The following is a 23461-nucleotide window of genomic DNA, read 5'->3' as shown; positions in this document are numbered from 1 at the left end:
CGGAACACGCGATCCCGGGCACCGGATTCAAGCCTGCGCAGCGGTATCCGTGAGCCAGGAGACGACGATGTCGCCGAGCATCCCGCGCAGGCGCCGACGCGTCGCCGGCTCCGACAGGGGATGCTCGAAGAGATAACCGAAGGTGTGCTGATTCGCGATCTGGAAGACGCAGTACGAGCTGATCATGAGGTGCACGTCGAATGCGTCGATGTCGCTGCGGAACTCACCGGCCCCGCGCCCGCGTGCGAGGATGCCGTCGAGCAGGTCGACGGCCGGCCGGCCGAGCTCGCGCAGCGACTCGATCTGTCTGATGAACCGACCGCGGTGGGTGTTCTCGATCGCGACGAGGCGGATGAAGGCCTCGTGCTCGACGTGGTGGTCGAACGTCACCTCGGCGATGCGGCGCACGGCCTCGATCGGGTCGAGCCCCGAGACATCGAGGGTGCGCTCGGCCGCACGGATGCCGCGGTACGCTTCTTCGAGCACGGCGAGGTAGAGCTGCTCCTTACCGCCGAAGTAGTAGTAGATCATCCGCTTCGTGGTACTCGTGCGGTCGGCGATGTCGTCGACGCGAGCGCCGGTGTAGCCCTCCTCGGCGAACACCTCGGTTGCAACCGCGAGCAGCTCGGCCCGGGTGCGCTCGGCATCGCGGATGCGCTCCCCCTCGGCGCGCTGGGAGCGCTCCTTCTTCGGGCGAGCGACCCGAGTCTTCGTCTGCGCATCCGTCATGTTCCGCACCTTACCCATTTCCTCGCCGTTCCGCCCAATTCCATTCGCACTTCCGAGGACGAACTCACGAACCGAGCAACAGCCTCCGGGGATTGTCGACCAGAAGCCGTTCGATCAGAGCATCGTCGGCGCCCCGTCTCCGCAGTTCGGGGAGCATCCCGGTGAAGAAATGGTCCATGCGCCAGGCCGGCGCGTGCTCCCGCCGCCAAGACGGCGGAGTCACCCGGCTGAAGCTTGCGGCGTCGTGCGAGACGAGGATGCGATCCTCGTAGCCGAGCTCGCAGAGCTCGAGCAGCGTGCGGATGCGCTGCTCGTCGGGCGCGGCATGCTCCATGCCGAACCGATCGAAGCCGAGGTACGAACCCCGGTCGGCCATCTCCCGTAAATAGTCGAGATCGGCCGAATCGCCGGCGTGCCCGATCGCCACCCGGTCGAGCGGCACGCCGAGCCCGGCGAGCATCTCCTGCTGGGCCAGGCCGCCGCGGCTCGGGGAATGCGAATGCGTCATGAGCGGCACGCCGGTCTCGGCCTGGGCAGTCGCTGCCGCACGGAACACCCGCGCCGCATCGACGGTGATTCCGGCCTCGTCGGAGGCGATCTTGAGCGCACCGGCGCGCACTCCGGTGCCAGCGATCCCTGTCGTGATGTCCGTGAGGAACATCTCGATGAGCGGATCGTCGCCGTCGATGAGCCGGCCGGGTCCGTTGATGCGGAAGTAGGGCGGCAGCGTCTCGGCAGCGTACCAACCGGTCGCTGCGACGAGCCGTACCGGGCTGCGCTCGGCTACTCGAGCGACGAGCCCGGCGTTGCGCCCGAGACCCATGACGGTGAGATCCACGACCGTGCGCACGCCGCGCGCATGCAGCGCGACCAGGTCGGCGACGGCCGACTCGACCGCGCGTTCCTCATCCCACTCGGGATGCGGAAAGTTGCGGTCGAGCTCGGCGTCCCCGACGAAGATGTGCTCGTGCACGAGCGTCACCCCGACCTCATCGCCCGGAATGTCGCCCGTGTACGTCGGCAGCGCGCGCAGGGGTGTGATCGTCATCGCCGCGGCTCGATCAGGAAGCGCTCGAACGGATCGCTTCGAAGACGGCGAGCGAGTCGCCGCTCAGCTCCTTCGACAGGTAGTCGAGGGCGCGCTCGCGGAAGGCATCGATATCGACGTCTTCGACGACCTCCCACTCGCCGCCCGTGCGCCACTCGTCGAGGGTCGCCTGCTCGTTGTCGGCCACGCACTGCGTGACCTCGCCGACCGCCGTCTGCACGGCGTCGGTCAGGGCGCCCTGCTGCTCGTCGTTCAGGTCGTTCCACTTCGAGCTCATGATGATGAGGTTCGTGTTGAGCTGGTGGCTCGAGAGGCTCAGGTAGTCCTGCACCTCGGCGAGGCCCTGCGCCTCGATGTTGGTGATCGGGTTCTCCTGCCCGTCGACGGTGCCCTGCTGCAGCGCCAGGAAGAGCTCTTCGTAGGCGACCTCGGTCGCGGTCGCGCCGAGCGCCTTGGCGTTCATGAGGAACTGCGGCGAGCCCGGGAAGCGGATGCGCAGGCCTTCGAGATCTTCAGGGGTGCGAATGGGGGTGTTCGCCGTGAACTGGCGCGAGCCTACCGACCACGCGCCGAGCGCATGCACGCCGGTTTCCGCTTCGAAGGCCTCCTTGACCTCTGCCGATGCGTCGCCGTCCATGAAGGCCGCGAGGTGCTCGGGGCCGTCGAAGACGTAGGCGGCGTCGAGCACGCTGATCGGCTCGTAGACCGCGCCGAGCGCCGAGGCGCCCTGCAGGTCGATGTCGATGTCGCCTGACACGACGGACGCGATGCGGTCGGCGTCACCGCCGAGCTGGCTCGAGGGGAAGATCTCGATCTCGAGCCCGACATCTGCGGCCGCGACCTCATCGGCGATGACCTGGGCGCCGCAAGCATGCTGCGGCTGATCTTCCGTGTAGCTGTGAGCGAGGGTGAGCTTGATCGTGTCGCCATCGGCAGCCGCGTCGCTGCCGCCGCCCGAGCACGCCGCGAGTGCGAGCGCCGAAACCGCGGCGACACCGACCCATCCCCAGCGAAGTCCCTGTCGTTTCTGCATGTTCTTTCCTCTCCGTCGAGCGGGCAGCGGGAACTTCCCGCCCCCTTGAGTGTTCGTTTCGTGTTCCATGGATTACAGCCCCAGAACGTTCGGGAGCCACATCACCGCGGCCGGCAGGAGCATGCACAGGAGTGCGACCACCAGCGACGGGACGATGAAAGGCAGGCATCCGCGGAAGACCTCGCCGATGCGGGTCTTCGATACCGCGGCCGTGACGAACAGCACGGTGCCGACCGGCGGTGTGAGCAGTCCGATCATCAGCGAGATGATCAGCACCACACCGAGCACGATGGGGTCGACGTCGTAGCGCTCGGCAATCGGCAGCAGGATCGGCACGATGAGCACCAGGATCGCGGTGGCGTCGATGACGGTGCCGAGGATGAGGCAGATGACCATGCACATGAGCAGGAACACCGAGGGGTTGTCGCTGACGGACAGCATGGCCTCGGTGAGGATCTGCGGGAGACGTTCGCGCGCCAGAATGTATCCGAGCAGCGACGCCGAAGCGACGACGATCATGATGGCACCGGTCGTGAGCACGGTCTCCTTGAGCGCCTGCAGCAGTCCCTTCCAGGGCAGGGATCGCTGCACGAGCGCGACGAGCAGGATGTAGACCACGCCGACCGCTGCCGCCTCGGTGGGAGTGAAGAACCCGCCGAGTATGCCGCCGAGGATGATGAATGGAGCGATGAGCGGCAGGATGACCTGCTTGAACGAGGCGATGACTTCGGCCCGGTCGACGCGACCGGCCTTGATCGCGGGGTTGCGCTTCACGAGGATCCAGACCACGATGCACAGTCCGAGGGCCATGGCGAGCGCAGGGATCACCGAGGCTGCGAACAGCGCGCCCGTCGAAACGGCGGCGAGACCGGCGTAGATGACCGCCGGGATGCTCGGCGGCATGACCGGTGCGATCAGCGACGACGAGGCGGAAACGCCCGTGGCGAAGCGGCGTCCGTAGCCGGCGCGGATCATGGCCGGGATCTGCACCTTGCCGAGCGCGGCGGCGTCGGCGACGGCCGAGCCGCTCATCCACGAGAACCCGACGCTCGTGCCGATGGCGACGTAGCCGAGGTTGCCGCGGACGCGTGCGAGCGCCGCCATCGCGAAGCGGAAGAGGCTGTCGGCGATCCCTGCATGGTTGGCGAGGGAGCCGAGCAGAATGAAGAGGGGGACCGCGAGGAGCGGGAAGCTGCTGCTCGCGTTCGTCACGAGCCGGAGTGCCTGGCCGGCGCTCTGCCCCATCAGCAGCATGTAGACGAGCGATGGCCCGAGGAACGCGAACGCGACAGGAACGCGGAATACGAGCAGCACGGCGATGCCGAGCGCGAGAAGCGTGAGCGTCATGCCACGACCTCCACTTCGTCGTCTTCGATCTCATTGAGCGCGGGCCCGTTCTTCAGGACGTCGAACGCCATGATGAGCGAGCGCACGGTCATACTGACGAGGCCCAGCAGCACGGGGATGTACACGTAGGACATCGGAACCTTCAGCACGGGCGACTTCACGATGCCCTGAGAATCGGCCAGTATCCATGCGGCGTAGGCGAGGCCTGCGCCGATCGCCGCGAGGGCAAGGTACGAGATGACGTGCACGATGCGGACGGCCAGGGGCGACTTCAGCGAGTCGAGGATCTCGAGGGAGATGTGCCCGCGCGAAGTGACGAGCAGACCGGCGGCCGCGAAGGTCAACCAGGTGAGCGAGAACCTCGAGATCTCACCGGTCCATGCGAGCTGCTCCATCGGCAGGTAGCGCTGCAGTGCCTGCAGGAAGATGAGGATGAGGATGGCCGTCAGCGTGACGATGCCGAAGGTCATCTCGATGGCGCCGATCGCGCGGCCGACCCTCGCGAGCGGCGAAACGGGCCGCGGTGTCGCGGACGGTTCTGGTGGGCGTTCGTTCACGGGACTTCCTTGTCGTCGTGGTTCCGGGTTCGGAGTTTTAATTAACGTACCAGATATTACATTAATTCAAAACGGCCTCTCATCCACGGCTCTCCCGATGACACGACGAAGCGCGCTGCCCCGAATCGGATCGGGACAGCGCGCTCGGTCAGTCTTCGGATATGCGTCTACATCCGCCAGCCGCGCACTTCCTCTTCGCCCTTCGGCACGATCTCAGTCGAGAGCAGCGTCAAGCATTCCGGGCAGAAGCGCTGCCGAAGCACGACCTCGCGATCAGAGAAGTTTGCGGGGTCGGCATGCACGCCGGGCCCTGCTGCTCTGGAGTCCTGCTCGCGTCGCACGGCGTTCGCGAACGCGTCGGCGGCGGTGCCGACAGTTGCTGCGCAGTGCTTGCAACGCACCACTCGGTCTTCGCCGAGCTCGAGATTCATATCGATCTGCATGGTCTTTCCTTTCAACTCGCGAGCCCGGCTCGTTCACGACGGAGCTGCTTACGCCGCGCTTCCGAGGCGTCGAGGTCCGCATGCCCGGCATCGTCGAGTACGATGCCGTAGACGGTCGCTGCGGCGAGCCTGGACACCGACCCGTCGGAGACATCGGCGGCAACCCGTTCAGGGGATCGGCGCAGCGGGTCGCCGACACCGCCGCCGCCTTGCCAATGCGTGAAGTACACGTCGGTGTCACTCATATCGGTCTCATGGTGCACCGGCATCAGCTCGTTCGCACCGCCGATCGCTTCGAAACTCTGCGGAATCCGACCCTGTGCGAACTGCTCGCGCACATCGGTACCGCGCATGAGCACATCCCACTGAGTCGCTGCCGGATAACCGCCGGAAAGTCCGGAAGCCTGCGGTACCGCTTTGCCCGTCGCGGAGACGACGAGGTGCACACCTCCGATCGGCGAATCATGAGGAACGAAACAGCTCGATGCACCTACTCCGCCGCGGAACTCGCCGGGGCCGCCCGAATCGACTTCCTCCCGACGCCACAGGTAGAGCATCGGGAAGCTGAACTCGTTGATCTCTACATCGGCGACGCGCCCCATCGGAATGCAGTTGACTCCACCGGTGTCGACGCCGTCGCCGTCAACCTTCGCGCCGAGCCCTCCTGCCATCGAATCGCACAGCATCGTCACGAAGCCGCCCCCGCGCTGGTCGACGCCTGCGAGAAGCGCCAGGTCCCAGGTGCCGCAGCACACGCTCATCGCCGATCCGGCGAGGACTGGGTCGGTGTGCAGCATGCTTGCGATGGTCTCGGAGGCGGCGTTCTGAGTAGCCCACGCAGAGCTCACCGAGGCCTTGCCGATCCCGGCAGGGAAGGTGCAGTTGTTAATGGTGCCCGGCTCGCTGATGATCTCGAGGCAGCGGTAGATACCGCCCGGCGCCCAAGGGATATCGGGGCAGAGCATCGTCAGCACGATAGGCAGGATCCCGCCGCGCAGCCCCGCGAAGGTGCAGTTGATGATGCCCTCGACCTGCTCATCGGTGCCGGTGAAATCGAAGATCAAGCGGTCATCTACCTTGCGCATGTTGAGCACGATGCGGTGGATCTCCCGGTCCCCCGCCCTGCCACCGTCCTGATGCGCGACTGCCGACCATTCGCCGTCAGGAAGCGAGCGCAGCTTCTCGCGCAAGCGTCCCTCAGCATCGTTCATCATGCGCTTCATCACGGCCTTCACCGTGTCGGGACCGTACTTCTCTACGATCTCGAGAATGCGCTCCTTCGCAACATTGTTCGCACCGATCTTCGCACGCAGGTCGAGGCCAATGAGCTTGGGCACACGCGAGCGCCGCAGGTACATGTCCTCGATGTCGACGCGGAGGCGTCCCTTCTCCACCACGGGTACCGGCGGGATCGGCAGCGACTCCCAGAAGACGTCGCGCCCTTCGACCGACCAGCTGCCCGGAGAGACCCCTCCGAGGTCGACCTGGTGCGCGACCGCGCCGGTCCAGCAGAACAGCTCGCCGTCATGGAAGACCGGGGCGAGCACCGTCACGTCGTTCTGGTGCAGGCCGCCTCCGACCCACGGGTCGTTGCAGAGGAACTGGTCGCCCTCGTGAATGCCGGGCTCCTCGAAACGATTCTCGAGCGTCCACCGCGCGGCCATATCGAGCGACGACCCGAGCTGGGTGTTGTAGAGACCCACTTGGATCGTCTCGCCGCCTTCGTCCATGATGCCTGCCCCGAAGTCGTTGCAGTCGGTGACGACCACTGATCCCGACATGCGCTTGATCGTGTCGCCCATCTCGTTGGTGATGGCGACGAGGCGGTGGCGCACGACTTCGTAGGTGAGCGGGTCGACGCCGGCGATCTGGTCGTCATCGACCGTGTGCAGCGTCAGGCCGCCGAAATCCTGCTCGGTATCCACCGGCTGCCCGTTCTGGGCGAACCGTTCCGAACCGGCGACTGGGATGAGTGCCATCAGTTCTTCTCCTTCGTTTCTGCCTCCGCGAAGCGGATGGCCAAGTTTCCAAAACGGTCAACCTTCGCGATCGTCCCGAGCGGCAGCGCGACGGTGGTCGTCGGAGCCTCGATGACGGCGGGACCGGCGATCGCCTGGCCGGCGCCGAGCGCGCGGTAGTCGTAGATCGCGGCATCCTCCTTGCCCCGACGCGGGTCGAGGAAGACCTCGCGCCGACCGCTCACTTCGGGAGCACCCGCGTGCACGGCGTACTCGGGCAGCTGAGGGCGGATCTTGAGCTTGCCGATAGCTCGCACTCGGTAGGTGAGCACCTGCAGGCCGGCATCTGGGAACCCGGATCCCTCGCCGTAGAGCTGCTCGTAGCGAGCTTCGAATGCGTCGCCCACACCCACCACGGCCCGCTCATCGAGCACGCCGCCGGGGATCGATGTCGAAACCTCCCCCATCTGCATCGTGTACTTCATGTCTACTTCGCGTTCGAACTCGATCGAGTCGAATTCGAGGCCCTGCTCGGCGAGGCCGGTTTCGAGCTCCAGTTCGAGGTCGCGGCAGATCGCGGTCATCTCGGCGGGATCGACCGGCATCGCAGCCGGCTGCGAGCGCTCGGCCGTGAGCACGATGTCACTGGCAGCGAGACCGTACGCGGAGAACACCGCGGAAGTCGACCCGATCGGCACGACGACCTCTTTCACACCGAGCTCGGCCGAGTAGCTGGCGCAGTGCATCGGCCCCGCTCCGCCGAAAGCGTAGAGCACGAAGTCACGCGGGTCGTTGCCCGAGTCGACGACGACCTTGCGCACGAGGTCCGCGGTCTGCGCATTCTGGATCGCATAGATCGCGGCGGCGGCCTCATCGACCGTCATGCCGAGCGGGTCTGCAATGGTGCGCTTCATGATCGCCCGCGCACGCTCGACCGACAGCTGCTTCTTGCCACCGAGGAAGTTGTCCGGGTTGATGATGCCGAGAATCAGATCCGCATCGGTTACTGTCGGTTCTTCACCACCGTCGACGTAGCAAGCGGGGCCGGGGTGGGCGCCGGCGCTGCGCGGCCCGACCTTGAGGTTGCCTCCGGCGTCGATCCAGGCGATCGCTCCACCGCCCGCGCCGATCGTATGCACGTCGACCATGGGAGTGCTCACCGTGAACTGATTGAGAGTGGTCGAAGTCGCGGCAACGGGCTTGCCATCGATCACGAGTCCAACCAGGAAGGTGGTGCCGCCCATGTCGGTGGATATCACGTTGCTATCGCCGCGTGCATCTGCCAGACGGGTGCACCCGATCACACCGCCGGTGAGCACCGAACCGATGGTACTCACCGCGTACTTCGGGGCGATTTCAGAAGTGATGCAGCCACCGGAACCCTGCATGACGAGCAGCTTGCCGTTCAGGCCGCGCTCGCGCAGCTCTTCCTCGAGCGGGCGGAGATAGGCGCCGAGCTTCGGACCGACCTGCGTGTTCATGATCGTGGTCACGCTGCGCGAGTACTCGCGAATGCGCGGGCTGATCTCGCTCGAGATCGCGACGTAGAGTTCGGGCGCCTCTTCTTGGATGATCTCGCGGGTGCGGACTTCATGCGCATCGTTCTGGAACGACCACAGGTACGAGACGGCGATCGCCTCGACTCCGTCGGCGAGCAGGCTGCGCACGGCATCGCGTACCTGCTGCTCGTCGAGCGGCACGATCTCGGCTCCCTTGTAGTCGAAGCGCTCGCTGATCTCGATCACGCGATCGCGCGGCACGAGGCCGGCGGGCTTCGCAGTGCGGGCCATGCTCTGGATCTGGTCGCTTCCGAGGCCCGCGTAACGGCCTTCGAGGTTCATGATCCTGATCGAGTCGGCGTGGCCCTCTGTGGCGAGGAAGCCGACGTTCGCCACCTCGCCCGTGACGATCGCGTTGAGCGTCGAGGTCGTGCCATGCACGATGTAGTCGGTCTCCGAGAGCAGCTCATGCGTCGAGAGGCCGAGTTCGATAGCGAGTTCATCGATCGCGTTCAGAAAGCCGGTCGCGAAGTTCGGCGGCGTCGACGGAGACTTCGCGGCCGCCAACCGCTGCTGGTCGTCCGCCACGAACGCGTCGGTGAACGTACCGCCCGTGTCGATACCGATGACAAAAGACATCTTCCACTCCTTTGGGGATGTTTCGATCCGCTGCTCAGCGGATCTGTGAGTTTGAGCATAGGAAGACCGGAAACGGTCGTCCTAAGTGTTTCTGGCTGGCGGAAAGAGGCTCTCGTACGGAGACCTCAACCGGCCGTTCTATCGGGCTGCAGCTGGGCCTTCCAGTTTCCTCAGCAGGTACGACCATACGTTCGCCATCGCTCCGGGCGAATAAATGCGGTCGCGCTTCTCGACTGCCTCGGCCTCATCGGTCCAAGTGCTGATCTCACCGTAGCCCGCGGTGCGCAGCTGCTGCTCGCACGCCTCTTCGAGCAGCAGCGCCGTGATCGTCGCGCTCCGCAGATCGGGCCCGACGGCAGCGATCCCGTGATTCATGAGGAAGACCGCGTTGCGATCGCCGAGCTGCTTCGCGACATCGGCCCCGAGGCCCATGGTGCGGATCAGGTCGGAGGTATCGGCGTAGACCGGCGGCGATCCCGGCGCGAAGTGCGTAGCCTGGTGACTCACCGGCAACAGTTCGGATCCCGAGGCGGCGAGCGCGACGGCGTGCGGCGGGTGGATGTGCACCACGCCGCCGACATCCGGGCGGGCCTTGTAGATCTCGGTGTGGATCGGGTACTCGAGATGCGCCACGCCCTCGCCGTCGAGCACATCGCCCTCAGGGGAGACGAGATGCACGTCTTCGGGGGAGATCTCCGAGAGCCCGATGCCGGAGCGCTTGATCCAGGCACCGCGGCCCTGCGGGTCGCGCGCGGAAGCGTGGCCCCAGATGAAGTCGTCGAGTCCGGCTGCGCCGATGATCCGCGACGACTGAGAGACGAGCAGGCGGATCTCGTCGATCTGCTCCGTGGTCGGAGTCTGAACTGAAGTATTCATCGGTGGTAGAGCCCTCCGTTGACGCTGATGGTCTGCCCGGTCACATACCCGCTGTCGTCCGACAGCAGGAAGGCCGCGACCGCGGTCATATCGTCGGGGCCGGCCTTCCGGCCGAGCGCCGTGTTCGCGAGCATCGCCTTCGTCTGTTCCTCGGTCACCGTATCGCGAGCGACCTCGGTGTAGACGGGTCCGGGCGAGAGGGTGTTCACGCGGATGCCGAAGCCGCCGAGCTCTTTCGACATCCCGTAGGTCATGCCGGTGACAGCGGCCTTGCTCGCGGTGTAGTGCAGGTAGTTGGTGCGCCCCATCGGCACCGAATCGGAGCCGATGTTCACGATGCTGGCCTTGCCCGAGGCCTTGAAGAGTTCGAAGAGCGCGGTGCTGAGCTGCCAGACGCCCTTGAGGTTCACGTTCATGAGCAGATCCCACTCGCGCTCCGTGATCTCCCAGAAGGGGGCCATGCGAATGGTCGAGAAGATCGCGGCGTTGTTGATGAGTCCGTCGCAGCGGCCGTAGTCGGCAGCGAGCCGGTCGGCGAGCGCCCGGCACGAGTCGACGGATGAGACGTCGATCGCCACGGGTACAACTCGTTCGCCGAGCGAAGCGGCGAGCTTCTCGACCCCGTCGAGGTTGAGGTCGGCCGCGATCACGGTCGCCCCTTCCGCGACGAGGCGCCGCACGTAGGCGGCTCCGATGCCCTGGGCCGCGCCGGTCACGACGATGACCTTCTCGTCCAGTCCTGTGTATCCCATTTCTGGTCCTCTCCTTGTTCCGCGCAGCCGGTCTGCTTCGACCCGGTCCGCGCTGCTACTGATGCCTGCACTGCGCCCTTGACGGCGGTCGCGTCAGTATGTGATGTTGATGGTCTTGAGTTCGGTGTAGCTGAGCAGTTCTTCCATGCTTTCTTCGCGCCCCATGCCCGACGATTTCACGCCGCCGTACGGCACGTTGAGGAAGTGCTTGGAGGAGTCGTTGATCCAGGTGAAGCCGGCTTCGACGTCGTGCACGACCCGCAGGGCACGACCGATATCGCTGGTCCAGACGCTCGCGGTGAGGCCGTAATCGAGGGCGTTGGCGATCTCGAGGGCTTCCTCTTCGGTATCGAAAGGGATCACCGACAGTACGGGGCCGAAGATCTCCTCGGTGACGACCCTGCCGTCGAGCGGCAGCCCGGTAATCACGGTCGGGGGCACGAAGAGTCCGTCGCCGAGGGCGGGGTCGGCGGGCTTCTCGCCGCCGGTGACGATGGTGCCCCCTTCGGCGCGCGCCTGGTCGATGTAGCCCATGACGGTGTCATAGTGGCGTTCGTGGATGACGGTGCCCTGCTGCGCCTCGGGGTCGAGGGGGTCGCCGAGGCGGTGGCCCTCAAGATTCTGCGCGATGCGCTCGACGAGACGGTCGTGAATTCCCCGCTGCACGAGCAAGCGCGAGTTCGAGCCGCACGACTGGCCCGACCAGGTGAAGTTCATGCCGGCGATGGCGCCCTGCGCGGCCTTATCGAGGTCGGCGTCATCGAACACGATCATCGCGTTCTTACCGCCGAGCTCGAGCGATACGCGCTTGAAGCCGGTTTCGGCGGCGGCCCGGGAGATCGCCGCTCCCGTCGACTCCGAGCCGATGAAGGCGATCTTCGCGACTCGCTTGTGGCGTACGAGCGAGTCCGCGAGGGCGCGACCGCGAGCGGTCGATACCTGGAGCACGCCGGCGGGGAATACGTCGCGCATGAGCTCGCCGAGGCGCAGCGCCGACAACGGGGCGACTTCAGGCGACTTCAGAATGACGGGGCAGCCCGCGAGGATCGCGGTGAACACCTTCGCCGCGAACATGAAGGGATGGTTGAAGGGAACGATGCGCACCACGACGCCGACAGGTTCGCGCACGGTGAGGTGCAGCCCGCGGCTGGCGGGGATCGTCGTGCCCTTGAGCTCCATCGCAATGCCCGCGAAGAGTCGCATGTGCGCGAGGGCGAGGCCGATGTCCATGTTGGCGTTGGCGAGCGTCGAGCCAGCGTCGATCGCGTCGAGGAAGGCGAGCTCATCGCGGTGCTCCTCGATGATGTCGGCTGCGCGTGTGACAGCCGCGATGCGCTCGGGCATCGGGGTCTTGGCCCAGCCCTTCTTCGCGGCCCAGGCCGCCTCGGCGAGCACGTCGGCGTCGCCGGCGTCGCCGCTCGGCACGGTCGCGATCGCGTCTCGGGTGAACGGGCTGATGCGCTCGAACGTGGCGCCGTTCACCGCACCTCGCAGTTCGCCGTTCACGAGGAACCGCCACTCGCGGTCGCGCACCGCATGGTGGCCGCCGGTCGTGTCGATCCGGGGCGGCGCGCCCTGGTCCGCCGCCCGTTCCGTCATACTCGCCATCGAGATCTCCTTCCAGTTCCTGCCCTCGGTCGGTGAACCGAGGTCGCAGAAATGCGACGGATCACCCTCGCAGAGTCAGCTCAGAACTTCGGTATGCCTTGCACCGACCTCTTGCGTTCGAGGTTGGCCCCAGGCTATGAAGCCCGACACTGCTACTCGTATGACTTTCTGCTGGGAAGAAAGCAACCCGGGCACCGGCAAGTGCCTCAGAAGGGCGTGCACAGGTCTTGGATGGTCGGTTTCAGTCCTCGACCTGGAGCTGATCTCCGAGCAGCGTCGCAGCTCGTGCGATCTGGTCCATGCGATTCGCGTCGGCCAACAGTGCCTCGAAGCGATCGGCGGGAGTCAGCACAGCAATCGTGATTGAACGGGTACCCGTATATGAGGTCGGAAGAGCGACCGCGCTCACGCCCTTCACGGCATCTTCCCGCGACAGCGCAAAGCCTCTGGTCTTCGTCCGGTTCAACTCCCTCACCAATGAGCCGAATGCCTCATCATCGAGTGCCGTGCTCGCACGCTCCGCCGCCGGTCCTCGGAAAAGATGCTCGAGTTGTTCTGCACTGACTCCCACTAGCGCAGCTCGACCAGCCGCGGTCGTGTACGCCGGCAGGACTGCACCGCTGCGATCCATCTCCGCTCGACCATTCGTCCCGACCGCAAGGAGCACTCGCGCATGCGGTCCGACCCTCAGCGTCAGGTTCACCGTTTCTCCGACCTCGGCAGCAAGTCTCTCGATGATCGGTTCGGCGATCTGCCTCAACTGATCGACGTCCCGCGACATGAGGACCGGAGCACCCAAAGCGGGGCCAGGCAAATACTGGCGTTTGGCATCCTGCACGGCGAACCCGTGGAACACCAGCATCGCCATGATTCGATGAGCTGTCGAAACTCCGATATGTAGTTCTTTCGCAACATTGCTCACCCGAATCGGGTTGCCATCACGCAGCATGTGAATAACGCGCAAGGTCTTGTCCACCGACCCCAGTGCATAGGCCGGCAGGTCGAGATCCCGCACGTCACGCTTCATGATTCATATCGTAGGGCTCTCGAGTCTGATCGCCGCCGTGCGACCGCCTAGGATGCCTCACGGAACACGGATGTTCGAGAGGATTCTGGTTATGGAGATCACACGGTTCGGTCAGTCGGCGGTGCTCGTGGAAGACGGGGAGACGCGCATTCTTCTCGACCCGGGCACGCTCTCGGGCGACGCGGTGTTCGAAATCGATCGCCTCGATGCCCTGCTGATCACCCATGAGCATCAGGATCACGTCGACCCGGACCGCATCGGCGCACTGCTCGCGGCCAATCCCGCCGCACCCGTGCACGCGCCCGCCGCTGTGCTCGAGCTCATCGGGCTCGCGGGCGACCCGCGTGGCCGCATCGCTGTAGCAGGCGCCCCGTTCTCGATCGGAAGCATCGGCATCGAGCCGGTCGGCGAACTGCACCAGGTCATCCTGCCGTCGATGCCGCGCTGCACGAACGTCGGCTTCGTGCTGACGGGCGCCGACGGCGTGCGCGTCTTCCACCCCGGCGACAGTTACGAGACTGTGCCTGCAGGGATCGATCTGCTCGCCCTGCCGCTGCTCGGCCCGTGGAACAGCCTCCGCGAGACGGTCGAGTTCGCGAGCGCGGTCGCGGCGCCCCGCGTCTTCCCGATCCACGATGTGCACCTGAGCGGCACCGGCTTCGCCCTGTTCTGGTCGCTGATCACGCAGTCGGCCGCGCCCGGCGTCGCGTGCCTCGATGTCGAGCAGGGCGTGTCGTTCTCAACGACCCCGTAGCCCGGCGCGCACCACAGCCGAGCGGTCAGCGCTCTCCTGTCAGAAGGGTGGGGGTTCGCCGGTCTCGACGAACCTGACCCGGCCCTCCGGCACCGTCCGGGTCTTCCGGTCGGTCGGCGAGGTCCATTCGTAGGTCGCGTCCGGCAGTTGGACCACCCGCCAGCCTCCGTGATGCTTCACGAGATGATGGTTACGGCACAGGAATCCGAGGTTCGTCATCGCGGTCTCGCCGCCGTCTTGCACGGCGATCGTGTGGTCGATATCGCACCGGAACCCCGGCATGCGGCAGCCCGGCCACCGGCAATGCACGTCTCGGACCTGGAGCTTGCGCTTCTGATCCGCCGACGGCACCCGCGATGCGACCTCACGGATGTCGCCGGTACCGGGATGCACGGTGACTTCCGTCCACGAGGTCGCGGCCCCCGCGATGCGGCGGGCCATGTCGGCCGGGATGGGGCCGCAGCCCTCGAGCTCGGGCTGGAGCGTGGACTGTGGTCGTGCACCGGGGCCCGAGGATGCTTCAGTATCGGGGTCGCGTGCCATGTCGGTGTCGAGGCCGGGGTCGAGGTCGGGGTCGAGGTCGGTGTCGAGGTCGTCCGCGTGGACGATCACCTGCACGATGCCCTGCACATTCCCCGCAGCCGTCGACTCCGCCTGCGCTGCCGCATCCGCGACAATCTGCGCGCTGTCTTCGGTGGTGAAGTCGATGCCGAGGAAATCGGCGAGCAGATCCGCCCGGATCTCCCCCGCACCCCGCGGCCGCACCACCGGCAGTTCAGTGCCCTGCTTCTGGGCGTCCTCCCGCGCTGCGCGTGCCTCTGCCGCCTCGGACTGGGCGGTAGCTTGCGCCATACGGGTGAGGCGCGTGTAGATCGCCTGCGCCCGATCCACCGGCAGATACGCGCACAACAGCGCCATACCGTCGCCTGCCGTCTCGATCCACACTCGTCGGTGCTGCTGTTCGCGTGCATGCCGGTCATCGATCGATTCCAGCGCATACCGTTCCGCGATACGCCTCGCATACGGGCGCAGCTGGTTCGGAGACACGGTGCGGGCCTTGTCGAGCACGAGCCGCTCATACACCGCACGACGATCTCTGATCTCCGAAGTATCTTCACTGCCGGGGATACCGATGATGCGGCCGGCCTCCGCGATCACGCCCGCATGCTGCGGCGCCACCTCCCCCGCCTCGAGCGCCGACACGACCTGCGCGTACTGGGTGGTGAGCTCGACCGCTTTCTCGATGCGCTGCTGCACCGACTGCTCCGATAGTTTCACGGACGCCGCGACATCCGCCACCGCGCTCCGGTATGCGAGCGACCGCTCCACCGGACCATCCCCCGCCTTCCCGGCGCCCGAAGCGGCTTCACTCGAGCCCGGCTCCCGCACCACGAGGCCCGCGTGTTCGGCGGCAGCGACGGCCCGCACATACGCGTGCGCCCGCAGACGTTCCGCCTCCAGCGCGCGGGAGCGCCGCTCGATATCCTCGACCCACGACACCGCCTGATCCAACGCCGCAAGATTGCGACTGCCCGGCCCGAACACCCCCACCGGCACCGCACCCGAACGAGCACCCACACCCGCCCCGGCGCGAGCATCGGCAGCACCCGCACGCGCCTCAGAAGCACTGGGCTCCGCGGGCGAAAAACCTGGGCCCTGGGGCGCGTGGTCTGGGGTGGTGAACATGCTTCTATTGTCCCAGTTCCCACCGACATTTGCACCCCGAAAAGTGCTTCTGATCAGGAATTGTGGATAACTCGCCCGATTTGAGCGAATCCGCCCAAAACGCCACCCTGTGGAAGAAGAAGGTAGCCCGAAGAACCCCGAGAATCAGACCCAGGTCTCACATCGTGCGGCTCGCGTGCGGCAGCGCGCTGGCCTGTCTGCGCAACGCATCGATGGTCTCGCGCAGGGCGCGCTCGCTCGCCTCCAGATCCATATCGGCGAGCGCACCGGCGACCGAGAGCGCCGCGATCGGGCCGCTATGACCCTCGGTCAGAATCGGTGCGGCGATGCAGGCGACGCCTGGCGCCGATTCCTCCTTCTCGATCGCGATGCCATTCGAGCGCACCCGCCAGAGCGCGGCCCGCAGTGCGTCGGGGTCGGTGATGGTGCGCGGCCCGAGCCGCTCGAGCCCCGAGGCGATCAGCCGCTCGCTGACCTCGGGCGGCGAGAAGCCGAGCATCGCCTTGCCGAGCGCGGTCGCATGGGCGGGCACGCGACCGCCGATGCGACTCGGAATCATGGGGGTCGTGCGCGAGCGCAGAATCTCGATGTAGACGACATGCGACCCGTCGAGCACCGCGAGGTGCACGGTCAGCCCGGTCGTATGCCGCAGCCCGACCATGTGCGCATAGGTGAGCCGGCGCAGGTTGCGGGGCCGGGACGCCTTCTCGCCGAGCTCGAAGAACCGCAGGCCGAGCACATAGCCCTCCTCCTGCGCCTCGACGAGCCCGTGCGGCAGCAGCGATCGCACGATGCGCGCGGTCGTCGATTTCGGCAGGCCGGTGCGGCGCGAGATCTCCCCGATCGAGATCGGGGCACCGTGCTCCGCGACGCAGTTGACGATCGCGGCGATGCGATCGACCACCGCGGTCGGGTTGTCCCGCTCAGCCGGATGCCTCATCTGCGCCATATCGACCACCCTGTTTGCAATCGCGCCCGGTTCGAGCCCTCAGTCTCGCCCATACAAGCACACCTCGAAACCACCCGTCTCACTCAGTGGCACGGATGCTGGGGCATTCGGCCCGCCGCGACCTAGCTTGGTCGCAGTTGCAGAGGTCAAGGACGATCTGAAGGAGAAGCGATGCACCACGCAGACAGCACGGAGACGTTCGACGTCGCCATCATCGGTTACGGCCCCTCGGGGGTGATCGCCGCGAACACGCTCGCCTCGCGCGGGCTGAGCGTCGCAGCGATCGAACGCGACATCGATATCTATCCCCGCGCCCGCGCCGTCACGGTCAACGACTGGACGATGCGCATCTTCCAGGAGCTCGGCCTCGACGAGGACGTGCTGAAAGTCGTCGATCCGCAGCGCGCCCTGCGCTGGGTCGCCTACGACGGCACGGAGCTCATGCGCGTGAGCTTCACCCCGTCGACGCTCGGCACCGTCGAGGGCACGCGCTTCTACAACGTCTACCAGCCCGCGATGGAGCCGATCCTGCGCGCGGGAGTCGAGCGGCAGCAGGGCTCCGTCGAAGTGAGCTTCGGATGGGAGTCCACCTCGGTCGAACAGGACGAGACCGGCGTCACCGTGACCTCGCGCAACCTCGAGACCGGCGAGGAGCGCCGCGTGCGCGCCCGCTACCTGCTCGCCTGCGATGGCGGCAGCAGCGCGACGAGGCGCGCACTCGACATCCCGCTGCTCGGCGACACCCTCGATGTGCTCTGGATCGTGATCGACTGCAAGGTGAAGCGCTGGTGGCCCGACCGCGACTACCTCACCTTCTGGTCCGACAAGCAGCGCCCAGTCGTCGATATCCCCCTGCCCCTCGGCAACCACCGCTGGGAGATCCCGCTCCGCGAGAACGAATCGGAGGCCGATTTCACGACCGAGGAGCAGGTCTGGCCGCTGCTGCGCGACCTCGGCGTCTCGCCCGACGACGTCGAGATCCATCAGCACGCCTTCTACCGGCACCACGAGCGCATGGCCGAGCGCTGGCGCGACGGCCGCGTCTTCCTCGTCGGCGATGCCGCGCATCTCATGCCGCCTTGGGCCGGCGCGGGCATGCAGTCGGGCATGCGCGACGCCTACGACCTCTCGTGGAAGATCGCCCGCGTGCTCGACGGCACGGCTCCCGAGGCGATCCTCGACACCTACGAGACCGAGCGCCGCCCGAACGTCGAGTTCTTCACGAACCTCGCGATCGGTCTCGGCAAGATCATCAAGCAGGAGCTCAGCGACGAGGAGCTCGCCGCCGCGACGGCCCCGCCGCCCCCCGGCGTCGAGGTGCCCGACGCGCCGCTGATCGCTCCCCCGGTGCTCGTGGACGGCTGGCTGCGCGGCCCGATCGGCGATGACAGCATCATCGGCCGCATGGCGCCGCAGCCCCGCGTCGAGACGACCGACGGCTGGATGCTGAAGCTCGACGAGGCCCTCGGCCGCGAGTACGTGCTGCTCGGCGACGGCATCGACCCGGCCTCGCTGCTCACCGCCGACGAGAAGGCCGCCTGGGATGCCCTCGGCGCCCGCTACCTGGTGGTGCGCCAGCGCGATCAGGGCACCGACACCCCCGACGAGATCGTCGATCTGCAGGGATCGCTGCAAGCCTGGATGCAGCGCTACGGCGTGCGCGCCGTCGCCCTGCGGCCCGATCGGTTCGTCGCCGCGGCCGACACGAGCGGACTCGCCGCCCCCGACTGGGCATAGCGGCGATCCCTGTCGAGCGCCCTCGCACCCCAGCACCCCGCACCGAAGCACCGAAGCACCGCGGCGTCGCCCGCACCCGCACACCCCGAATCGAAAGAAGAAGACGATGACGTTTCAGCACTACCCGGAGGTCGCCAAGCTCGGCGCCGCGCACCTCTTCACCCCCGATCTCGAGAAGTCGCTCTGGTTCTTCCGCGACGTGATCGGCCTCGAGGTCACCGCGCAGACCGAGACCAAGGTGTACCTGCGCGCCGCCATGGAGCGCGAGCACCACAGCCTCGTTCTCGAGGCCGGCGACCGCGCGCGCCTCGATCATGTCTCGTGGCGGGTGAAGCGGCCCGAAGACCTCGAGGGCTTCCACACGCTGCTCACCGAGAACGGCAACGAGGTCGCCGTCGAGGCGCCGAACCGCGAAGACGGCTACGGCGAGTCGCTGCGCCTGCAGATGCCGTCGGGCCACAAGTTCCGCCTCTACTACGATGTCGACAAGCCCGGCGTCGCCGAGGCCGACCGCTCGGTGCTGCTCAACCAGCGCTACAAGTCGTGGAACCGCGGCATCGGCGTGCGCCGCATCGACCACGTCAACCTGTGGACCACCGAGAACCCCGAGGCGCAGCACGACTGGCTGACGCAGAACCTCGGGTTCAAGCTGCGCGAGTTCATCCAGACTCCCGGCGGCCGCGTCGGCGGCTGGATGAGCGTCACGCCCCTCGTGCACGACGTCGCCGTGATGCAGGCCGGCCCGCACGAGACGACACCGGCGCGCATGCACCACCTCGCGTTCTGGCTCGACAACGCCGCCGACGTGCTTCGCGCCGCCGACATCTGCGTCGAGGCCGGCATCATCCCCGACCAGGGCCCCGGCAAGCACGGCGTCAGCCAGGCGTTCTTCCTCTACGTTCGCGACCCGGGCTCGGGCCACCGCGTCGAGATCTTCAGCAACGGCTACCTCATCTTCGACCCCGATTGGGAGCCGGTCGAGTGGGGCATGGACGACATCGCGACGGCGCTCACCATGTGGGGCCCGACCGACTACGTGCCGCACACCGATGACAACATCATGAACACGACGACGGAGGCCTGACATGACCACGAGCACTGCGACCGCCGGATCGGCAGCGCACCCCGGTTTCACGGTGGAGCGCATCCGCACTGGCGACATCACGACCGAGTACCTCGATTCGGGCGGCGACGGCGACGTCGTGCTGCTGCTGCACGGCGGCGGCCCGGGCGCCAACGCGCGCACCAACTGGCAGGGGTTCATCCCGGGCCTGTCGGATCGCTACCGGGTCATCGCGCCCGACATCTTCGGCTGGGGCAACACCGATCACCCGGCCGAGGGCGAAGCGCCCGGTTCGAAGACGGCATGGATGCGCGCCCGCGTGAACCAGATTCTCGCCCTGCTCGACGCCCTCGGCATCGACAGGGTGCGCCTCGTGGGCAACTCGGCCGGCGGCGCGCTGTCGCTGTGGATCACGGTCACCGCCCCCGAACGGGTCGAGGACATCGTGCTCATGGGCAGTGCGGGCGGCAAGATGGCGGTCCCGCCCACCGAGGTCATCCGCATGGTGTCGTTCTACAAGGATCCGACGCAGGCGAACCTCGAGGCGCTCACCCGCTGGTTCGTGTACGACGAGAGCACGCTCGGCTCGTCGATCGAGGACATCGTCGAAGACCGCTTCGCCGAGGTCAGCCGCCCCGAGATCCGCCGCTCGTTCACGTCGATGTACGCGACCCCGACGTCGCCCGCCGAGATGACGCTGCCGCTGTCGGCGCTCGTGCGCATCAAGCACAAGGTGCTGCTCGTGCACGGCCGCGAGGATCGCTTCATCACACCCGACTCGTCGGTCTACTTCAACGGCCTGCTCGAGAACTCGCAGCTGCACATCTTCGAGAAGTGCGGCCACTGGGTGCAGATCGAGCGCCGCGACGGCATGCTCGCGCTCGTGCGCTCCTTCTTCGGGGGCGAGCTCTAGCCATGGCGCTCACCGAGCAGCAGCGCGAGGAGCTCGCGGCGGCACTGCACCGGGCCGAGACCACGGGCGAGCCGATCGAGCAGCCCTCGGCGGCATCTCCAGGGATCGCCGGGTCCGGCCCCGGCTCCGGCCTCGAACTCGACGATGCGTACCGGGTGCAGCAGCTCGGCATCGCACGGCGGGTCGCCCGGGGCGAGCGCGTGGTGGGGCGCAAAGTCGGCCTCACCTCGCTCGCCATGCAGCAGCAGCTCGGCGTCGACAGCCCCGATTTCGGGGTCGTCACCGACGCGATGGTGCTGGACGACGCCGGGGCGCTCCCGCTTCGCGAGCTCATCTCGCCGAAGCTCGAGCCCGAGTTCGCGTTCCGCATCGACCGCGCGCTGCCCGCGTCGCCCACCGTCGACGAGGTGCGCGACGCGATCGGAGCGGTCGCGCTGTCGATCGAGGTCATCGATTCGCGGGTGCGCGACTGGCGCATCGGCCTCGTCGACACCGTCGCCGACAATGCGTCGTCGGCGCGCATCGTGGTCGGCGCGTGGCGCGAAGCGAGCCCGGAGCTGCTGCGGCAGCTGCTCGAGACCGAGATCGTCATGACCCGCGGCGGCGAGCGCGTCGCTTCGGGGCCCGGCTCGGCCGTGCTCGGCGACCCGGTCGTCGCGCTGCACTGGCTCGCGGAGGCGGTCGGCCGGTACGGGCAGGCGTTCGCCCCCGGCGAGGTGGTGCTCGCGGGCGCCGTCACCGGCGCCGTCGCGGTCACGACCGCCGACATCGGATCGATCTGGCGCGCCGAGGCCGACGGCTTCGCACCGGTCTCGCTCGACATCGCCGCGTAGCCGGACACATTTCTCGACAACCAAGGAGGACAGATGTCGAAGACGAAGGTCGCCATCATCGGCTCGGGCAATATCGGCACCGACCTGATGTTCAAAGTGCTGCGCTCGGAGGGACGCCTCGAGATGGGCATGCTCGTCGGCATCGACCCGGCATCCGACGGCCTCGCCCGCGCGGAGCGGCTGGGCGTAGCGACCACCGCCGACGGCGTCGACGGCCTCATCGCGAGCCCGGGTTTCGACGGCATCGGCGTCGTGTTCGACGCCACGAGCGCCTCGGCGCATCGGGCGAACGCCGAGAAGCTGCTGCCGTTCGGCAAGCGGCTCATCGACCTGACGCCCGCGGCGATCGGCCCCTACGTCGTGCCGCCGGTGAACCTCGACGAGCACCTCGATGCCCCCGACATCAACATGGTGACGTGCGGCGGTCAGGCGACCATCCCGATCGTGCACGCGATCGCATCGGTCGCCCCGGCGCTCTACGGCGAGATCGTCGCCTCCATCGCATCGCGCTCGGCGGGCCCCGGCACGCGGGCCAACATCGACGAGTTCACCGAGACCACGGCGGCCGCCATCGAGCAGGTGGGCGGGGCCGCGCGCGGCAAGGCGATCATCGTCATGAACCCGGCGGAGCCGCCCATGATGATGCGCGACACCGTGCAAGTGCTCACCCGGCCCCTCGCCGACGACGAGCGCGCACGCGTCGCAGAGGCGGTGGCGGAGCGCGTGGCGGAGGTCGCCGAGTACGTGCCCGGCTACCGCCTGAAGCAGGAGGTCGTCTTCGACGACGAGCAGCTCGATGTCGGGCTGCTCGTGCCCGCCGAGCACCGTCGCACCGACGGCTACACCCGCGTCACCGTGTTCCTCGAGGTCGAGGGAGCCGCGCACTACCTGCCCGCCTACGCCGGCAACCTCGACATCATGACCTCGGCGGCGCTGCGCACGGCCGAGCGCATCGCCGCGTCGCCCGCCACCGCTTCGAAGGAGTCCGCATGAGCACCAGCACCCCCGTCTTCCTGCAGGACGTCACCCTGCGTGACGGCATGCATGCGATCAGGCACCGGATCACCCCGGAGCTCGTGGCGCGCATCGCCCAGGCCCTCGACGCCGCGGGCGTCGACGCGATCGAGGTGGCCCACGGCGACGGCCTCGCCGGGGCGAGCCTCACCTACGGGCCGGGCTCGCACGACCCGCTCGAGTGGATCGAGGCGGCGGCATCGGTCGTGCAGTGCGCCCGCCTCACGACGCTGCTGCTGCCCGGCATCGGCACGATCGACGATCTGCGCGCAGCCTTCGACCGCGGGGTGCGCTCGGTGCGCGTCGCCACGCACTGCACCGAGGCCGACGTGTCGCGGCAGCACATCGAGACCGCGAAGTCGTGGGGCATGGATGTCTCGGGGTTCCTCATGATGGCGCACTTGAACGACCCCGCGTCGCTCGCGCAGCAGGCGAAGCTCATGGAGTCGTACGGCGCCGACTGCGTCTACGTCACCGATTCCGCGGGCCGGCTCACCATGGACGGCGTGCGCGCCCGCATCAGGGCCTACCGCGATGCGCTCGACGAGCGCACCGAGATCGGCATCCACGCACACCAGAACCTCTCGCTCGCCGTCGCGAACTCGGTCGTCGCGGTCGAGGCGGGCGCGCTGCGCGTCGACGCCTCGCTCGCCGGGCACGGAGCCGGCGCGGGCAACACCCCGATCGAGCCGTTCGTCGCGGTCGCCGAGCTGCAGGGCTGGGAGGTCGCGGCCGATCTCTTCGCGCTGCAGGATGCGGCCGACGACCTCGTGCGCCCGCTGCACGATCGCCCCGTGCAGGTCGACCGCGAGACGCTCTCGCTCGGTTTCGCCGGCACCTACTCGAGCTTCCTCAGGCACGCCGAACGAGTGGCCGCAGGCTACGGGCTCGATGCCCGCGCGCTGCTCGTCGAGGCCGGCAAGCGGGGGCTCATCGGCGGGCAGGAGGACATGCTCGTCGACGTCGCCCTCGATCTGCAGGGCGCCTGAGGCAGGC

The 23461-nt window shown here is 67.3% G+C and carries 21 protein-coding genes; 7 read left to right on the top strand and 14 right to left on the bottom strand.

What is annotated here, in order from left to right; all coding sequences use genetic code 11:
• Positions 1–27: 27 nt before the first annotated feature.
• The 12 genes from ACUYTF_RS06005 to ACUYTF_RS05950 form a co-directional block, all read right to left on the bottom strand.
• Entirely contained in the window at positions 28–729 is a 702-nt protein-coding gene (locus tag ACUYTF_RS06005) for a TetR family transcriptional regulator (protein WP_434141977.1), read from the bottom strand.
• Between the two features lie 64 nt (positions 730–793).
• On the bottom strand, positions 794–1777 hold the full coding sequence (locus ACUYTF_RS06000) for a phosphotriesterase family protein (RefSeq protein WP_434141979.1): 984 nt from the start codon (positions 1775–1777) through the stop codon (positions 794–796).
• Between the two features lie 13 nt (positions 1778–1790).
• A complete protein-coding gene (locus tag ACUYTF_RS05995) occupies positions 1791–2810 on the bottom strand; it encodes a DctP family TRAP transporter solute-binding subunit (protein WP_434141980.1) in 1020 nt (339 codons plus the stop codon).
• A 72-nt stretch (positions 2811–2882) separates the two neighbouring features.
• On the bottom strand, positions 2883–4157 hold the full coding sequence (locus tag ACUYTF_RS05990; RefSeq protein ID WP_449279489.1) for a TRAP transporter large permease: 1275 nt from the start codon (positions 4155–4157) through the stop codon (positions 2883–2885).
• Positions 4154–4714, bottom strand: coding sequence for a TRAP transporter small permease subunit (locus ACUYTF_RS05985; protein WP_434141983.1), 561 nt, complete (start codon positions 4712–4714; stop codon positions 4154–4156). The genes ACUYTF_RS05990 and ACUYTF_RS05985 overlap by 4 nt, the downstream gene beginning before the upstream one ends.
• A 167-nt stretch (positions 4715–4881) precedes the next feature.
• Positions 4882–5157, bottom strand: coding sequence for a hypothetical protein (locus ACUYTF_RS05980; protein ID WP_434141985.1), 276 nt, complete (start codon positions 5155–5157; stop codon positions 4882–4884).
• An 11-nt stretch (positions 5158–5168) separates the two neighbouring features.
• On the bottom strand, positions 5169–7136 hold the full coding sequence (locus ACUYTF_RS05975) for a hydantoinase B/oxoprolinase family protein (RefSeq protein WP_434141987.1): 1968 nt from the start codon (positions 7134–7136) through the stop codon (positions 5169–5171).
• On the bottom strand, positions 7136–9253 hold the full coding sequence (locus ACUYTF_RS05970) for a hydantoinase/oxoprolinase family protein (RefSeq protein ID WP_449279488.1): 2118 nt from the start codon (positions 9251–9253) through the stop codon (positions 7136–7138). The genes ACUYTF_RS05975 and ACUYTF_RS05970 overlap by 1 nt, the downstream gene beginning before the upstream one ends.
• Before the next feature lie 138 nt (positions 9254–9391).
• Positions 9392–10129 (bottom strand): class II aldolase/adducin family protein, encoded by a 738-nt coding sequence (locus ACUYTF_RS05965; protein WP_434141990.1) that lies wholly within the window; start codon positions 10127–10129, stop codon positions 9392–9394.
• Positions 10126–10881 carry an SDR family oxidoreductase gene (locus ACUYTF_RS05960; RefSeq protein ID WP_434141993.1) on the bottom strand — a complete coding sequence of 252 codons (756 nt, stop codon included), beginning with the start codon at positions 10879–10881 and terminating at the stop codon, positions 10126–10128. Before ACUYTF_RS05960 ends, ACUYTF_RS05965 begins: the two co-directional genes overlap by 4 nt.
• Positions 10882–10974: 93 nt before the next feature.
• Positions 10975–12489, bottom strand: coding sequence for an aldehyde dehydrogenase family protein (locus tag ACUYTF_RS05955; RefSeq protein WP_434141995.1), 1515 nt, complete (start codon positions 12487–12489; stop codon positions 10975–10977).
• Between the two features lie 241 nt (positions 12490–12730).
• On the bottom strand, positions 12731–13516 hold the full coding sequence (locus ACUYTF_RS05950; RefSeq protein WP_434141997.1) for an IclR family transcriptional regulator domain-containing protein: 786 nt from the start codon (positions 13514–13516) through the stop codon (positions 12731–12733).
• Between the two features lie 91 nt (positions 13517–13607).
• Here ACUYTF_RS05950 and ACUYTF_RS05945 point away from each other — a divergent pair, with 91 nt between their 5' ends.
• Positions 13608–14270, top strand: coding sequence for an MBL fold metallo-hydrolase (locus tag ACUYTF_RS05945; protein WP_434142001.1), 663 nt, complete (start codon positions 13608–13610; stop codon positions 14268–14270).
• A 39-nt stretch (positions 14271–14309) separates the two neighbouring features.
• On the opposite strand, the gene ACUYTF_RS05940 is transcribed toward ACUYTF_RS05945, so the two are convergent.
• Together ACUYTF_RS05940 and ACUYTF_RS05935 are read right to left on the bottom strand one after the other, a co-directional pair.
• A complete protein-coding gene (locus ACUYTF_RS05940) occupies positions 14310–15770 on the bottom strand; it encodes a DUF222 domain-containing protein (protein WP_449279487.1) in 1461 nt (486 codons plus the stop codon).
• 343 nt (positions 15771–16113) lie between these two features.
• Positions 16114–16905: an IclR family transcriptional regulator domain-containing protein gene (locus ACUYTF_RS05935; RefSeq protein ID WP_434142007.1), complete on the bottom strand. Its 792-nt coding sequence runs from the start codon at positions 16903–16905 to the stop codon at positions 16114–16116.
• Positions 16906–17076: 171 nt separating this feature from the next.
• Here ACUYTF_RS05935 and ACUYTF_RS05930 point away from each other — a divergent pair, with 171 nt between their 5' ends.
• The 6 genes from ACUYTF_RS05930 to dmpG all read left to right on the top strand — a co-directional run bounded on the left by ACUYTF_RS05930 (position 17077) and on the right by dmpG (position 23454).
• Positions 17077–18642 (top strand): bifunctional 3-(3-hydroxy-phenyl)propionate/3-hydroxycinnamic acid hydroxylase, encoded by a 1566-nt coding sequence (locus ACUYTF_RS05930; RefSeq protein WP_449279486.1) that lies wholly within the window; start codon positions 17077–17079, stop codon positions 18640–18642.
• Between the two features lie 106 nt (positions 18643–18748).
• Positions 18749–19726: a VOC family protein gene (locus tag ACUYTF_RS05925; protein WP_449279485.1), complete on the top strand. Its 978-nt coding sequence runs from the start codon at positions 18749–18751 to the stop codon at positions 19724–19726.
• A 1-nt stretch (position 19727) separates the two neighbouring features.
• Positions 19728–20618, top strand: coding sequence for an alpha/beta fold hydrolase (locus ACUYTF_RS05920; RefSeq protein WP_449279484.1), 891 nt, complete (start codon positions 19728–19730; stop codon positions 20616–20618).
• Positions 20619–20620: 2 nt separating this feature from the next.
• The gene (locus ACUYTF_RS05915) at positions 20621–21451 is read left to right on the top strand and encodes a 2-keto-4-pentenoate hydratase (RefSeq protein WP_449279483.1); all 831 of its coding nucleotides are present in this window, start codon (positions 20621–20623) and stop codon (positions 21449–21451) included.
• A 33-nt stretch (positions 21452–21484) separates the two neighbouring features.
• Positions 21485–22444, top strand: a complete 960-nt coding sequence (locus tag ACUYTF_RS05910) for an acetaldehyde dehydrogenase (acetylating) (protein WP_434142018.1) — start codon at positions 21485–21487, stop codon at positions 22442–22444.
• The gene (dmpG, locus tag ACUYTF_RS05905) at positions 22441–23454 is read left to right on the top strand and encodes a 4-hydroxy-2-oxovalerate aldolase (protein ID WP_449279482.1); all 1014 of its coding nucleotides are present in this window, start codon (positions 22441–22443) and stop codon (positions 23452–23454) included. Before ACUYTF_RS05910 ends, dmpG begins: the two co-directional genes overlap by 4 nt.
• Positions 23455–23461: the final 7 nt, after the last annotated feature.

The organism is Leucobacter sp. GX0328 (assembly GCF_053567315.1).
The sequence above is the reverse complement of the archived record's forward strand: the minus strand, read 5'-3'. Positions and strand labels throughout refer to the sequence as shown.

Bases quoted from the DNA above. Each gene is read 5' to 3' on its own strand.
- ACUYTF_RS06005 (WP_434141977.1), bottom strand. From the start codon at position 729: ATGACGGATGCGCAGACGAAGACTCGGGTCGCTCGCCCGAAGAAGGAG.
- ACUYTF_RS06000 (WP_434141979.1), bottom strand. From the start codon at position 1,777: ATGACGATCACACCCCTGCGCGCGCTGCCGACGTACACGGGCGACATT.
- ACUYTF_RS05995 (WP_434141980.1), bottom strand. From the start codon at position 2,810: ATGCAGAAACGACAGGGACTTCGCTGGGGATGGGTCGGTGTCGCCGCG.
- ACUYTF_RS05990 (WP_449279489.1), bottom strand. From the start codon at position 4,157: ATGACGCTCACGCTTCTCGCGCTCGGCATCGCCGTGCTGCTCGTATTC.
- ACUYTF_RS05980 (WP_434141985.1), bottom strand. From the start codon at position 5,157: ATGCAGATCGATATGAATCTCGAGCTCGGCGAAGACCGAGTGGTGCGT.
- ACUYTF_RS05975 (WP_434141987.1), bottom strand. From the start codon at position 7,136: ATGGCACTCATCCCAGTCGCCGGTTCGGAACGGTTCGCCCAGAACGGG.
- ACUYTF_RS05970 (WP_449279488.1), bottom strand. From the start codon at position 9,253: ATGTCTTTTGTCATCGGTATCGACACGGGCGGTACGTTCACCGACGCG.
- ACUYTF_RS05965 (WP_434141990.1), bottom strand. From the start codon at position 10,129: ATGAATACTTCAGTTCAGACTCCGACCACGGAGCAGATCGACGAGATC.
- ACUYTF_RS05960 (WP_434141993.1), bottom strand. From the start codon at position 10,881: ATGGGATACACAGGACTGGACGAGAAGGTCATCGTCGTGACCGGCGCG.
- ACUYTF_RS05955 (WP_434141995.1), bottom strand. From the start codon at position 12,489: ATGGCGAGTATGACGGAACGGGCGGCGGACCAGGGCGCGCCGCCCCGG.
- ACUYTF_RS05950 (WP_434141997.1), bottom strand. From the start codon at position 13,516: ATGAAGCGTGACGTGCGGGATCTCGACCTGCCGGCCTATGCACTGGGG.
- ACUYTF_RS05945 (WP_434142001.1), top strand. From the start codon at position 13,608: ATGGAGATCACACGGTTCGGTCAGTCGGCGGTGCTCGTGGAAGACGGG.
- ACUYTF_RS05935 (WP_434142007.1), bottom strand. From the start codon at position 16,905: ATGGCGCAGATGAGGCATCCGGCTGAGCGGGACAACCCGACCGCGGTG.
- ACUYTF_RS05930 (WP_449279486.1), top strand. From the start codon at position 17,077: ATGCACCACGCAGACAGCACGGAGACGTTCGACGTCGCCATCATCGGT.
- ACUYTF_RS05925 (WP_449279485.1), top strand. From the start codon at position 18,749: ATGACGTTTCAGCACTACCCGGAGGTCGCCAAGCTCGGCGCCGCGCAC.
- ACUYTF_RS05920 (WP_449279484.1), top strand. From the start codon at position 19,728: ATGACCACGAGCACTGCGACCGCCGGATCGGCAGCGCACCCCGGTTTC.
- ACUYTF_RS05915 (WP_449279483.1), top strand. From the start codon at position 20,621: ATGGCGCTCACCGAGCAGCAGCGCGAGGAGCTCGCGGCGGCACTGCAC.
- ACUYTF_RS05910 (WP_434142018.1), top strand. From the start codon at position 21,485: ATGTCGAAGACGAAGGTCGCCATCATCGGCTCGGGCAATATCGGCACC.
- dmpG (WP_449279482.1), top strand. From the start codon at position 22,441: ATGAGCACCAGCACCCCCGTCTTCCTGCAGGACGTCACCCTGCGTGAC.